Below are 12193 nucleotides of genomic sequence, written 5' to 3'. Positions count from 1 at the left end.
TTTTTTTCTTCCGTCTCTTTCATTTCCTCTTTCCAACGGGTTCTTCAATGTCGCTTTTTCATGCAGTCGCCTGGGTCGATCACCACGCAGAGCAAGTCCTTCGGTTCGGCGCTTCGCAGGTTCTTGCGCAGCAGGTCAGGGAGCATTTCCACTGCACGCGGCAGCATGGCAGCAACGTGCGCAGCGAGCACGAGTTCTTCGATGGGAGACATTTCTCATGCCCAACGACGCCTTTTCCATAACCCCGACGATCCCGACTGCATTCGGAGCCGGCTACCTTCAATCCGTGATGAATTGGCAGATGGCCGTCGGCAAGAGCATGTTGCTGGCACAGCGTGAGCAATGGGAAATGCTGGCGGCCCGGCAGCGCTCGATGGGCGCAGTGCAGCGCGAACTCATGGACCAGTGGATCTGCCGCTTCGGCGGCGGCGTACCGCTGGACGGCTAGGCGCGCGATGCTGTCCCTTCCACTGCGCAACATGCTCGACGGCATCGGCCAGCGCGCCGCGACGCGCTTCGCAGTGGTGATGCCCGACGGCAGCCGCCATGGCGTGGGCGAGGGCCCACCGGTCTTCACCATCACCTTCCATACCGAGGCCGCGTTGTTCGCCACGGCGACGCGCGGCCACATCGGCTTGATGGACGCCTACTTCGACCAGGAAGTGGACGTCGAGGGCGATTTCGGTGCCGCCCTGGCGGCCGGCATGACCGCCGGCTTCGACCAGCAGGCCGGTGCGCTCAACGGCATCGAGAACAGCCTGCACGAGCTGCGCCACTCCAACCGGGACCCGGCCCATGCCAAGGCCAACGCACGCGCGCACTATGGCCTCGGCACCGGCTTCTACCGGCCGTGGCTCGACGATCCGCTGATGATGTACACCTGCGGCTACTGGCCCGAGGGCACCCGCAGCCTGGAGGAAGCGCAACGCCGCAAGATCGACCACGTGTGCCGCAAGATCATGCTGAAGCCCGAAGACCGCTTCATCGACATCGGCTGCGGCTTCGGCGGTTTCATGTTCCGCGCGCGGGAAAAGATCGGCACCACCGGCGTCGGCCTCAACACCACCACCGAGCAGGTCGAATGGCTGCGCGACGAGATCGAGCGGCGCGGACTGGAAGCCTCGCTGCAGGTGCGCGAAGCCGACTTCCGCGACGTCGACGAGCAGTACGACAAGGTCGTATCCATCGGCACGCTGGAGCACGCGGGCCGCGACCAGCTGCCCGAGGTGATCCGGGCGCACGCGCAGTTCCTCAAGCCCGGCGGGCTCGGCATCCTGCACTTCATCGGCCACGTCGGGCGCTTCGAGACGGAGCTCTTCATACGCAAGCACGTATTTCCCGGCGGCTGGATTCCCAGTCTGGCCGACGTGATCGTGGAAATGGAGCGCAGCGGCCTGGAGGTGCTCGACATCGAGAACCTGCGCCGGCATTACGCACCCACGCTCGATGCCTGGGCCGAACGCTTCGAGAAGCATTGGCCTGCCATACAGATCCTCGACCCGCAGCGCTTCGACGAACGCTTCCGGCGCATCTGGCGCACCTACCTGATCGGCTGCGCCGAGATGTTCCGCTCGCAGGCGGGCTACACGCACCTGTTCCAGATCGTCTTCAGCAAGGGGAATGTCACACCGCAGAGCTACCCGATGGGCAGGGAGCACCTGTATGAACCGCAGCACTGAGGCGCTGGCTCACGCAGAACGCAGGAGCCACCTCATGGCGGCCATGCGCGAAGACGGCGTGGGGCCGGCGCCGCCGATCGCGCTGGCCAAGCGAACGTCGAACCTGTTCCGCGACCGCCAGGCCGGTCCGAGGCGCCTCATCGACCTCGGCGATTTCAACCATGTCATCGGCATCGATACCGCATGCAGCATGGTCGAGGTCGAAGGCATGGCCACCTACGAGGCCCTGGTGGCTGCAACGCTGCGGCACGGCATGATGCCGGCGGTGGTGCCCCAGCTCAAGACCATCACCGTGGGCGGGGCGGTAGCGGGCGTGGGCATCGAGGCAACATCGATGCGCCAGGGGCTGGTCCACCACTCGGTGCTGGAACTCGACGTGCTGCTGCCGGACGGCCGCATCGTCCACTGCACCCCCGACAACGCGCATCGCGACCTGTTCTTCGGCTTTCCGAATTCCTACGGTTCGCTCGGCTACGCACTGCGGCTGGTGCTGCGCACGCTGCCCGTGCAGCCCTATGTGCGCGTGGAGCACATCGCATACGAGCATCCCGAGGAATTCTTCGCCGCGCTGGCCGAGGCCTGCGAGGGCGATGCCGACTTTGTCGACGGCGTGGTGTTCGGCCCCCGGTCGATGGTGCTGAACATCGCTCGCTTCGAGAACACCGCCCCCTGGCTGAGCAACTACGAGTTCGAGCGCATCTACTACCGCTCGCTGCTGGAGATGCCGGTCGACTACCTCAGCGTGCACGACTACCTGTGGCGCTGGGATACGGACTGGTTCTGGTGTTCGCGCAACTTCGGCGCGCAGAACCCGCTGGTGCGTCGCCTGTTCGGCCGTGAGCACCTCAACTCCCGTACCTACACGCGGCTCATGCGCCTGAATGCCCGCTGGGGTGTGACAAGGCGCCTGGCAGCATGTCACGGGCTGCACACCGAATCCGTGATCCAGGACGTCGACGTCCCGATCCGCTCGGCGCCGGCCTTCCTCGACTTCCTGCAGCGCGAGATCGGCATCCTGCCGATCTGGATCTGCCCGTTGCATGTGCCGGACCCTGGCGCCTGCTTTGCGCTGTACCCGCTCGATGCGGGCACGCTGCACGTCAATTTCGGCTTCTGGGACGTGGTCGAGCGCCGCGAAGCGCATGAAGCGGGGCACTTCAACCGCCTGGTCGAACAGGAAGTGCTGCGCCTGGGGGGCATCAAGTCGCTCTACTCGGACAGCTTCTTCACCCGCGAGGAATTCGACAGCGCCTACGGCATGGGCACCTACACCATGCTCAAGCGCCGCTACGACCCCGAAGGCCGCGCACCGCATCTGTACGACAAGTGCGTGCTGAAGCACTGACCCGGCGTTGGTTTGATCGCCGTCAACCCCCGCGCGCTCCCGGGGCACGAACATCTGTCTGACGTCCATTTCCTGCGCCAGGACGCGGCGCACCACCTTGCGGGGCATCCATGAACTTCAAAACCATCCTCGTTCACCTGGACCATTCGGTCCGCAGCTCAGTGTGCGCCGCGATGGCGGCCCAGTGGTCCCGGGCGCACGAGAGCCACCTGGTCGGGCTGGTGCCCACGGGCCTGTACGACGGCGTGATTCCCGCCGACGCCATCGCCACCGGCATGACCGACTACATCGTCGAGTCGGCCGACTATCTGCATCGGCGAGCCGAGGCTATCGCGCGCGAGTTCAGGGAAGGCATCGCCGGATCGGGGCCCTTGTCGTACGAGGTGCGGCTGGTCGATGGCGCTACGGTGGACGCCGTTGTGCGGTACGGGCGCGCGAGCGATCTCGTGGTGCTCGGACAGGAAGACGACTCGAACAGGAAGGACACCACGGTGCGCGGGCTTGCCGAGCAGGTGCTGATGGAAGTGGGGCGACCGGTGCTGGTCGTGCCTTCGGCCGGTGCGTTCGGGGGGGTCCCGAAGAACATCGTTGCGGCCTGGGACGGCTCGCGTGAAGCCGCCATGGCCCTTCAGGCGGCATTGCCGGCGATGAGGCGCGGGACACGCGTCACGCTCCTGTCGCTGCGACACCCGCGCGACGAAGACAACACGCAGCAGCTGCTGGTATCGGACATGATCCAGTTCCTGCTGAGGCACGGCGTGCAGGCGCGTGCCGAGTCCGAGGTGACCGAAATCGACGTCGCAGACGCGTTGCTGTCGCGGGTTTCGGACCTGAGCGCCGACCTGCTGGTGATGGGCGGCTACAGCCATTCGCGCCTGCGCGAGCGGATCCTGGGCGGCGTGACGCGGCAGATCCTCGCGCAGATGACGGTGCCGGTCCTGATGGCGCACTGACGCGAATGGCCGCGGCGGCCGATGGCGGCACGCTTGACGCAAGACACCCAGGACCCATCGTGACCGACAACCCGCCTCAGGGCCTGACCGATTCCGAGGCCGCGCAGCGCCTGCGCCGTGACGGTCCGAACGTGCTGCCCTCCGTCTCCCGCAAGGGATTGGCCCGCATCGCCTGGAGTGCGCTGACGCAGCCGATGTTCTTGTTGCTGCTGGCGACCGCCGCGTTGTATGCGCTGCTCGGCAGCCTGGGCGACGCGGGCATGCTCGCGCTCTCGGTGCTGCTGGTGGGCGGGCTGTCGATCTATCAGGAGCAACGGACCGAGCGTGTGCTCGAAGCGCTGAAGGAGCTCTCCAGCCCCCGCTGCACGGTCGTGCGGCAGGGGCGCGCGCTGCACATCGCGAGCCGCGAGCTGGTGCGCGGAGATCGCCTTCTGGTGAACGAGGGCGACCGGTTGTCCGCCGATGCGCGGATCGTTGAGGCCGTCGGGCTGCAGGTCGACGAGTCCTTGCGCACCGGCGAATCGATGCCGCAGGGCAAGCACGCGAACGTCGAAGGCGAGGGCGGCCGGCTCTTCGCGGGTAGCCTGGTGGTGCGCGGCGATGGCGTGGCCGAGGTGACCGGCACCGGCGCGCACACCGCGCTGGGTGCCATTCACCTCTCGATCTCCCAGCTCGCACCCCGTGCGAGCCGGCTGCAGGAGGAATTGCGCCAGCTGGTGGGGCGCGTCGCCTGGCTTGCGGCCTTCACCTGCGTCGTCGCGGCAACGGTGTTCGCGCTGCGCGAGGGCTCGTGGACGCAGGGCCTGCTGGTAGGACTGACGCTGGCAATGTCGCTGATCCCCGAGGAGTTCGCGGTCGTGTGGAGTGTGATGCTGGCGCTCGGCAGTTGGCGCCTTGCAAGGTCGAACGTGCTGACCCGCCAGCCGCAGGCCATCGAGGCGCTCGGCACCACCACGGTACTTTGCGTGGACAAGACCGGAACGCTGACGCACAACCGCATGGCGCTCACGGCGCTGTACGACATGGAGGCGGAATGCAACCCGGGCGCGGGCGAGCCGGCCGCGCGCTTTCATCGCCTGCTGGCGGGCGCGCTGCGCGCCAGCAGCACGGGCGGCGTCGAGCCCATGGACCACGCGGTGCGCGCCACCGCGCAAGCCGCGGGCCTGGCCGGCCGCGATGCAGGCTGGACGCCCGGCCCGCGCCGCGGCATCCGCGACGGCATGCCCTATGTCGTGCACTGGTGGCAGGCGCCCGGCGAAGCCGGGCAGACGGTGGCGGTCAAGGGCGCAGCGGAGGCCGTGCTCGGGCTCTGCGATGCCGAGCCGGCGCTGATGCAACGGCTGTGGGAAACCGCCGACCGATGGAGCGCGGCTGGCCTGCGGGTGCTCGCAGTGGCCGAGGGGCATGCGGCGCAAGCCGGCGACGACGCCGCGCTGCCTGGCGGGCTGCGCCTGGCGCCGTTGGGCCTGCTCGGCTTCATGGACCCATTGCGCGCGGAGGTGCCCGGCGCCATCGAGGAATGCCGGCGCGCGGGCGTTCGCGTGGTGATGATCACCGGGGACGCGGCCCTCACAGCCCGCGCGATCGCGCAGCAAGCCGGGCTGATCGATGGAAGCGAGTGGCAGGTGATGAGTGGCAAGGCGCTGGCCACGATGGACGACGAGGCACTGCGCCGCTGCGTACGCGACGTGCAGGTCTTTGCGCGGGTCGATCCCGCGCAGAAGCTGCGCATCGTGCGGGCTCTGCAACAGCAGGGGGACATCGTGGCGATGACCGGCGACGGCGTGAACGACGCACCGGCGCTCAAGGCTGCCGACATCGGCGTCGCGATGGGCCTGCGCGGCACCGATGTTGCGCGCGAAGCCGCCTCGCTGGTGCTGCTGGACGACAACTTCGCCTCGCTGGTCGAGGCAGTGCGCGCCGGCAGGCGCATCTTCGCGAACCTGCGCAAGGCGCTGGGCTATCTCTTCGCCGTGCACGTGCCCATCGTCGGCGTGGCGCTGATCCCTGTCGTGATGGGCGGCCCGGTGCTGTTGCTGCCGCTGCACGTGGTGCTGCTGGAACTGTTGATCGACCCGGCCTGCTCGCTGGTGTTCGAGGCCGAGCCGGCGCCCGACGACAGCATGACGGTGCCGCCGCGTCCCCGGGACGACGCGCTGTTCTCGATGGCTTCGGCGGCCCGCGCGTTCGCGATGGGGGCCCTGGTCTTCGTCGGCGTGGCGCTGGTGCAATGGGGCTGCCGCGCGCTGGGGGCCACGCACGAGGAACTGCGCACGGCCAGCCTCGGGTCGATCGTGCTCGGCAACCTGCTGCTGCTCGTGTGGTTTCGCGGCGCCAGTGTCCGGCTCGCGCACACCAACACGGTGTTCAATGCTCTATTGGTTGGCGTGTGCGTGGTCTGGGGGATGCTGACGGCGGTGCCTGGCGTGGGGGCCCTGTTCGGCCTGCCGGATACGTCTTCGCCGTGGGCCTTGTGGGTCGTGCTTCCTGCGGGCTGGTCGCTGTGGCGCCTTTTCGCCATTTCCAAACGTCATTGAATCGCAAACAAGCCATATGGACACCACACTGGTCAACGCACTGCGAGAGCAACTCCAGCGGGAGACCGGGCAACCCGTGGTCTTGGTCGAAACGCACATTTCCTGGGTGCTGCTGACGCGGACGCAGGCCTTCAAGCTCAAGAAGCCGGTACGCCTGCCGTTCCTGGACTTCGGCAGCGTCGAGGCCCGAAAGCACTTCTGCGAGGAGGAGCTGCGCCTCAACCGACGCTTTGCTCCTTCGCTCTACGTCGACGTGGCACCGGTCTGCGGCACGCGCGAGTCGCCGCGCATCGGCGGCGCCGGCACGGTGATCGACCACGTGGTGCGCATGCTGCGATTCCCGGGGTCGTCGCTGCTGCGCGACCTGCTGGTGGAAGACCGGCTGCAGCCCGCGCTGCTCGACGGCTTCGCGCAGCGGCTGGCGGCCCTGCACGCGGCAGCGGAGCGAGCGACGCCGGTGTCAGGCTTCGGCAGTCCTGACTCGATCGTTCGAGCAGCTACGGATGCGCTGGCCGCGTTGCAGGTGCAGGGCGGCGAAAGCCGCCTCGCCCCCCTTGCAGCACTGGAGACGTGGGTTCGGGAGCAAGGCCAGGTGCTGCGCATGGCATGGATCGCCCGCCAGCAGGGCGGCTCGATACGCGAATGCCACGGCGATCTGCACATGGCCAACGTGGTCCTGGTCGACGGTGCGCTCATGCCTTTCGACTGCATCGAGTTCGACCCGGCGCTGCGCTGGATCGACGTGATGAGCGACCTTGCATTCCTCACCATGGACCTGAAGGCCCACGGCCGCGACGATCTCGCACTCCGCTTCCTGGACGCCTGGATGCAGCACAGCGGTGACTACCCGGCCCTGCAGGTGTGGCGCTTCTACGAGGTTTATCGGGCGCTGGTGCGGGCCATGGCCACGGGACTGGGTCCGAGGCCCCCGGATGGCGAGGCCCGGCCCGACTACCTGGCCTGCGCAACGCGGCTGACCACGCAGCCGGAGGAGGGCGCCCGCCTGATGATCACGCACGGCTTGTCGGGCTCAGGAAAATCCAGCGTCGCCTTGCAGCTGTTGTGCGCCGCGGGCGCTGTCCGCGTGCGATCGGACGTGGAGCGCAAGCGGCTGTATGGCCTCGATCCGCTGGCGCGCTCCGCCGCCCTTGGGCTCGACATCTACGGCGCGCAGGCAACGCGGCAGACTTTCGAAAGGCTGCGCGCCTGCGCCCGCGATGCACTGCTGGCGGGCTATCCGGTGATCGTGGACGCGGCCTTCCTGCGCGGCGCCGAGCGACGCGGCTTCGAAGCCCTGGCAACCGAGCTCCGCGTGCCTTTCACGATCCTGGATTGCCGCGCAAGCCCGGCCACGCTGCGCCGCCGCGTGGCCGAGCGCGACACGGCAGGCACGGACGCCTCGGAAGCCGGTCTCGCAGTGCTGGAGCGTCAGTTCGAATGGCAAGACCCGCTGGCAGCCGACGAGCGCGCGCTGGCCATCGAGGTCTCCACCGAAGACACCGTAGACATCGCGCGGGTCGCAGCGCGCTGGCGCGCCGCGACCGCGAACCGCTGAACCCTCACTGGCTGGCGAGCGTTCCGCTCGGCAGCGTGAAACGCTCGTGTTCGGTCTTCGCGCTTTCGGGCGCACGCACCAGCAGCACCGGCACTGGCGACAGGCGCAGGATGTGCTCCGCGCTGCTGCCCATGACCCAGCGGCCGAGTCCTCGACGGCCGTGAGTGCCGATCACGATCAGCTCGGCCTTCGATGCTTCCGCCTCGGCGATCACCTGGTCGTACACGGTGCCCTTGAAGCTGTCGAGCAATACGGTGTCGGCTTCGACGCCTTCCTCGACTGCCTTGGACCGCGCGGCCTCGAGCAGCTTCGTGGCGTTGCCGCGCAGTTCTTCGAGCCAATTGCCGGCATGGCCCGCGTAGGCATCCATGGCCAGCGCGAAGGACAACTCGTCGATGACGTGCGCCAGGCGCAGGCGCCCGCCCGTGAGCTTTGCCAGCTTGATGGCTTCGGCCAGGCCGTGGCTGGATGTGGAACTGCCGTCAATGGGAACAAGAATTCGCTGGTACATGGCACGACTCCGGTTTGTGGTGTGGATCGGTCCAGTATCCGCACGGGCGCTCCGCGCGGCTTGACATTGATCAAGCGCGGGGGCTGCCGACGGCCAGGGCTTGATCTGGAACAAGCCTGCGCGCGAACGAAAGCGCCACCCTTGAGGCATGCACAGGACAACCCTCATGACCCACGCCACCGTTCGCATCATTCGCCAGGAACACGCCGCGCTCGCCGCCATGCTCCGCTCCATCGTCATGCTGCTCGAGCAACACCGCAAGAAGGGCACTTTGCCCGATTTCGCGACGCTGCGAGCCATGCTCTTCTACGTGGACGAGTTTCCGGAGAAGCGCCACCACCGCAAGGAAACCGAGTTGCTGTTTCCCAGGCTGCGCGCCAGGACGCCGATCTCGCGGGATCTGCTCGACAAGCTCGACGGCGACCATGCCAAGGGTGAGCGCAGGATCCGCAACGTCGAGCACGCGCTGCTCGCGTTCGAGATGCTGGGTGAGTCGCGGCGCGAAGAATTCGAGAAAACGGTCGGCGAGTATGTCGACTTCTACCTGAGCCACATGGCGCTGGAGGAGCGCGAGATCCTGCCGCTGGCCGAGCGCGTGCTGACCGAGAACGACTGGCGCGACCTGGACGAAGCCTTCGCCCAGAACCGCGACCCGATGACCGGACACGTGCCCGATCTCGAATACAACGCGCTCTTCACGCGCATCGTGAACATCGTTCCCGCGCCCATCGGCCTGGGACCGGCCCTCTGAGCCGGTTGCCGGCTCAACGCATCGGCACGTAGGTGCCCGGCGCGTCGCACAACGGCGGCATGCCGCGCTGCGGCGCACCCAGCCGGGACCGGGGGCGTCAAGAAGTCGCTGCTCCACGGTGTACACCGCCAGCAGGCCAAGGAAGGAAAGCTGTTACCTGGCCGAAAGCAAAGAAGTCAAAGAAGGAATGAAGGCCAGAACCCGCCGCCAGAACGACGGCGAGTGATGGATCTTCGCCCCTTCAGTGCCGGTGGCCTGTTTCCACGCTCGTCTGGCAGGCCGCGCACCGGACGGCGGTGGGCTGCGCGAACAGCCGCGCACGCGGAATCTCCGCACCGCAGTCTTCGCAGACGCCGTAGCGTCCGTCCGCCAGGCGCGCGAGCGCCAGCTCGATCGCTTCGAGCCTGGTGCGATCGATCTCGATCTCGGCCAGATGCACGTCGGCTGCGCGCTCCGCTTCGGCTTCGTCGGCATGGGTCGTCACTTCGCGACCGCCTCCGGATTCCAGGAGCTGGGCCGTGGGCACCGAGGCGCGGAGTTCGTCGAGAACCTGCCGCTTCAGCATGTCGAGTTGCAGATGAAGCGAGCGGCGGTCGGCTGCGTCGAGGTGTTTCATGGTGTGTCGTCCTTGAGATGCGATGGCTGCGATGGAGGTGTTGCGCCGCGGTCAGAGGCGGCCACGGCGCGAGGCCGGAAGGCGGATCGCCACATAGGCGAGCCGGCGGTCGCGCATCACCAGCAGCGCGACCGTGTCTCCGGGAGGCACCCGCGCAAGGCTTTGCTTGAAGTCCTCCGGGCGATAGAGCTTCGTTGTGTTCATGGCCACGACCACGTCTCCGGCACGGATGCCTTCGCTGCGCGCGAGGCCGCCGGCCTCACGCACCATCAGGCCGCTGTCGATGCGCAACTGCAGCCGCTGCGCGGGGGAGAGATCGCCCACGCTCAAGCCCAGGCCGTCGTTCCATTCGGGCGCCGCGGCCGCGAAAGAGGTGCCGGCGACGGCGGGTTGGACGACCAGCGCGACCTGGAGCACGCGGGCAGCGCCGCGTCGCCACACCTCGAGCTGCAGCCGACTGCCGGGCGCGTGTTGCGCAATCTGCTGCGGAAGATCGATGAAGTGCAATAGAGGCTTGCCGTCGAGGGCCAGCACCGCGTCTCCCTGCGCCAGGCCCGCAGCTTCCGCGGGGCTGCCCGCCTCGACGCGGACCACCAGGGCGCCGGCCGTTGTTGAAGCAGGCAGGCCGAAGGACTGGGCCAGCGCGGGCGTCATCTCCTGGAATTCGGCGCCCAGGTAGGCCCGCAGCACCGCTCCGTGTTCCTGCAGCTGGTTGGCGATGCGCATCGACAGGTTGATCGGCACCGCGAAAGACAGGCCCATGTAGCCGCCGCTGCCGCTGTAGATCATCGAGTTGACGCCCACGACCTCGCCGCGGCTGTTGAACAGCGGGCTGCCCGAGCTGCCCGGATTGATGGCGACGTCGGTCTGGATGAAGGGGATTTCGCCCGCGCCGCCCATGACGCGCCCGACAGCGCTGACGACGCCCGCCGTCACGCTGCCGTGAAATCCGAAAGGCGAGCTGATCGCAGCCACCCAGTCGCCGGGGCTGAGTGTCGAGGAGTCGCCGATGACGGCCACGGGCAGGGCGCTCGCATCGATCTTCAGGAGGCCGACGTCGGTGCGCTTGTCGACGCCGACCACGCGCGCCGTGAAGCGGCGCCCGTCGTCCAGCTGGACCTGGGCCTCGTCGATGTTCGTGACCACGTGGGCGCTCGTGAGGATCAGGCCGTCGCTGCGGATGATCACGCCCGAGGCGAGGTCGCGGATCTGGCTGATCCGCGCGCTCGCCGGCAGGGGCCAGGCCAGCCGGTCGGCGAAGTCGTGCTCCGGGGCGATTTCCAGTTCGATGTCTTCCGGGGTCTCGTCGCGTCCGATGCGCAGGGTGCTGATATCGACCACCGACTTGCTGCGACTTGCAACCAGGGACGAGAAGCCACTCGTGCCCGCCGCAACAGGCTCGGTCGCGGCCGCTATCTGTCCGCGAGGGGCCGAAGGAGGCACAGGTCTGGGCGCGGCGCAGGCACAGAGCAGCGAAGTGCCAGCGGCAAGCGTCCACGCGAGGTGGGCGGTGCGATGTATCACACCTGTCTGAAAGAGAAAATTGGCCACGTCGATCCGGACTCGGCCTTCAGATCGATTGCGGCGACAGCGTCACGGGGCGCACCACTGCCTGCGAATCTTCGGCACTGCTCACAGCGCTGCCGAAGGCCTGCAGGCGGGCCGCACAACTGCCGTCGTCGACCTCGCGCATCGTGAGCGAGGAGCTCAGGATCGGCGCGCGGCCCAGGAGCTTGCCGATCTCGGCTGCAGCGTTCGGTGCTCCCTGTCCACCCATGACCGAGAGCACGGCGACATCGGGCAGCCGCTGGCGTTGGCGCGCGACGAAACTGCGCATGGGGCCGGCGAGTTGCAGCATCCAGATCGGCGACACCAGCACGACGGCATCGAAGTCGCTGGGCGGCGGACCGTCGTAGCGAATGGCGGGCTGTCGCCGGAAGAACGAGTCGAGCACGCAACGCAAGCTGCCGAGGGCGCCGCTGCGAGGGCGCACCTCGGTGACGTTCGCGATGTGCCAGTTCTGCTGGCTGCACAGGAGCTCCGCGACCCGGCGGGAAGTGCCCGTGTAGGAATAGACGATCACCAGGACGTTGTTCATGCTTGCCTCTGCTGCGTTCATGGACAGTCAATGTAGGCAGCGTCGGAAGCCGCGACCTTGCGCTGCATCAAGTACCGGCGGTGTCGCGCCGAGGTGCTGCGAGCCATCGGATTTCTTGATTTGGCGCAAGGCGAGGCGCCGGGTGCGC

Annotated in this window: 12 protein-coding genes; 7 read left to right on the top strand and 5 right to left on the bottom strand. The window is 67.7% G+C overall.

The window, feature by feature from the left end; all coding sequences use genetic code 11:
• Positions 1 to 44 precede the first annotated feature (44 nt).
• The gene (locus PMI12_RS28560) at positions 45 to 212 is read right to left on the bottom strand and encodes a hypothetical protein (RefSeq protein WP_007827747.1); all 168 of its coding nucleotides are present in this window, start codon (positions 210 to 212) and stop codon (positions 45 to 47) included.
• A 5-nt stretch (positions 213 to 217) separates the two neighbouring features.
• Between PMI12_RS28560 and PMI12_RS00335 the strand changes: the two genes are divergently transcribed.
• The 6 genes from PMI12_RS00335 (at position 218) to PMI12_RS00310 (ending at position 8069) form a co-directional block, all read left to right on the top strand.
• Positions 218 to 448: a hypothetical protein gene (locus PMI12_RS00335; protein WP_007827745.1), complete on the top strand. Its 231-nt coding sequence runs from the start codon at positions 218 to 220 to the stop codon at positions 446 to 448.
• Positions 449 to 455: 7 nt separating this feature from the next.
• Positions 456 to 1679, top strand: a complete 1224-nt coding sequence (locus PMI12_RS00330) for an SAM-dependent methyltransferase (protein ID WP_007827744.1) — start codon at positions 456 to 458, stop codon at positions 1677 to 1679.
• Positions 1663 to 3024, top strand: a complete 1362-nt coding sequence (locus PMI12_RS00325; RefSeq protein WP_157632071.1) for an FAD-binding oxidoreductase — start codon at positions 1663 to 1665, stop codon at positions 3022 to 3024. Before PMI12_RS00330 ends, PMI12_RS00325 begins: the two co-directional genes overlap by 17 nt.
• Positions 3025 to 3134: 110 nt before the next feature.
• The gene (locus PMI12_RS00320; RefSeq protein ID WP_007827742.1) at positions 3135 to 3977 is read left to right on the top strand and encodes a universal stress protein; all 843 of its coding nucleotides are present in this window, start codon (positions 3135 to 3137) and stop codon (positions 3975 to 3977) included.
• A 59-nt stretch (positions 3978 to 4036) separates the two neighbouring features.
• Positions 4037 to 6514, top strand: coding sequence for a cation-translocating P-type ATPase (locus PMI12_RS00315; RefSeq protein ID WP_007827741.1), 2478 nt, complete (start codon positions 4037 to 4039; stop codon positions 6512 to 6514).
• Positions 6515 to 6530: 16 nt separating this feature from the next.
• On the top strand, positions 6531 to 8069 hold the full coding sequence (locus PMI12_RS00310; RefSeq protein WP_007827736.1) for a bifunctional aminoglycoside phosphotransferase/ATP-binding protein: 1539 nt from the start codon (positions 6531 to 6533) through the stop codon (positions 8067 to 8069).
• A 4-nt stretch (positions 8070 to 8073) separates the two neighbouring features.
• On the opposite strand, the gene PMI12_RS00305 is transcribed toward PMI12_RS00310, so the two are convergent.
• Positions 8074 to 8580 (bottom strand): universal stress protein, encoded by a 507-nt coding sequence (locus PMI12_RS00305; protein ID WP_007827732.1) that lies wholly within the window; start codon positions 8578 to 8580, stop codon positions 8074 to 8076.
• A 166-nt stretch (positions 8581 to 8746) separates the two neighbouring features.
• On the opposite strand from PMI12_RS00305, the gene PMI12_RS00300 reads away from it, so the two are divergent.
• Positions 8747 to 9331 carry a hemerythrin domain-containing protein gene (locus PMI12_RS00300; RefSeq protein ID WP_007827730.1) on the top strand — a complete coding sequence of 195 codons (585 nt, stop codon included), beginning with the start codon at positions 8747 to 8749 and terminating at the stop codon, positions 9329 to 9331.
• Between the two features lie 241 nt (positions 9332 to 9572).
• On the opposite strand, the gene PMI12_RS00295 is transcribed toward PMI12_RS00300, so the two are convergent.
• The 3 genes from PMI12_RS00295 to PMI12_RS00285 form a co-directional block, all read right to left on the bottom strand.
• Complete coding sequence (locus PMI12_RS00295) at positions 9573 to 9947, bottom strand: TraR/DksA family transcriptional regulator (RefSeq protein ID WP_007827728.1); 375 nt, start codon at positions 9945 to 9947, stop codon at positions 9573 to 9575.
• Between the two features lie 51 nt (positions 9948 to 9998).
• On the bottom strand, positions 9999 to 11288 hold the full coding sequence (locus PMI12_RS00290; protein ID WP_007827726.1) for a trypsin-like peptidase domain-containing protein: 1290 nt from the start codon (positions 11286 to 11288) through the stop codon (positions 9999 to 10001).
• A 229-nt stretch (positions 11289 to 11517) separates the two neighbouring features.
• A complete protein-coding gene (locus PMI12_RS00285; protein ID WP_007827724.1) occupies positions 11518 to 12045 on the bottom strand; it encodes a flavodoxin family protein in 528 nt (175 codons plus the stop codon).
• Positions 12046 to 12193: the final 148 nt, after the last annotated feature.

Origin of the sequence: Variovorax sp. CF313 (assembly GCF_000282635.1) — a bacterium.
Classification (GTDB): Bacteria; Pseudomonadota; Gammaproteobacteria; order Burkholderiales; family Burkholderiaceae_C; genus Variovorax.
Note: the sequence above shows the minus strand (reverse complement) of the source record. Positions and strands in the feature narration are given on the sequence as shown.

Coding starts and splice junctions, on each gene's coding strand:
- PMI12_RS00325 (WP_157632071.1), top strand. CDS start 1,663: ATGAACCGCAGCACTGAGGCGCTGGCTCACGCAGAACGCAGGAGCCAC.
- PMI12_RS00305 (WP_007827732.1), bottom strand. CDS start 8,580: ATGTACCAGCGAATTCTTGTTCCCATTGACGGCAGTTCCACATCCAGC.
- PMI12_RS00300 (WP_007827730.1), top strand. CDS start 8,747: ATGACCCACGCCACCGTTCGCATCATTCGCCAGGAACACGCCGCGCTC.
- PMI12_RS00310 (WP_007827736.1), top strand. CDS start 6,531: ATGGACACCACACTGGTCAACGCACTGCGAGAGCAACTCCAGCGGGAG.
- PMI12_RS00335 (WP_007827745.1), top strand. CDS start 218: ATGCCCAACGACGCCTTTTCCATAACCCCGACGATCCCGACTGCATTC.
- PMI12_RS00330 (WP_007827744.1), top strand. CDS start 456: ATGCTGTCCCTTCCACTGCGCAACATGCTCGACGGCATCGGCCAGCGC.
- PMI12_RS00285 (WP_007827724.1), bottom strand. CDS start 12,045: ATGAACAACGTCCTGGTGATCGTCTATTCCTACACGGGCACTTCCCGC.
- PMI12_RS28560 (WP_007827747.1), bottom strand. CDS start 212: ATGTCTCCCATCGAAGAACTCGTGCTCGCTGCGCACGTTGCTGCCATG.
- PMI12_RS00320 (WP_007827742.1), top strand. CDS start 3,135: ATGAACTTCAAAACCATCCTCGTTCACCTGGACCATTCGGTCCGCAGC.
- PMI12_RS00295 (WP_007827728.1), bottom strand. CDS start 9,947: ATGAAACACCTCGACGCAGCCGACCGCCGCTCGCTTCATCTGCAACTC.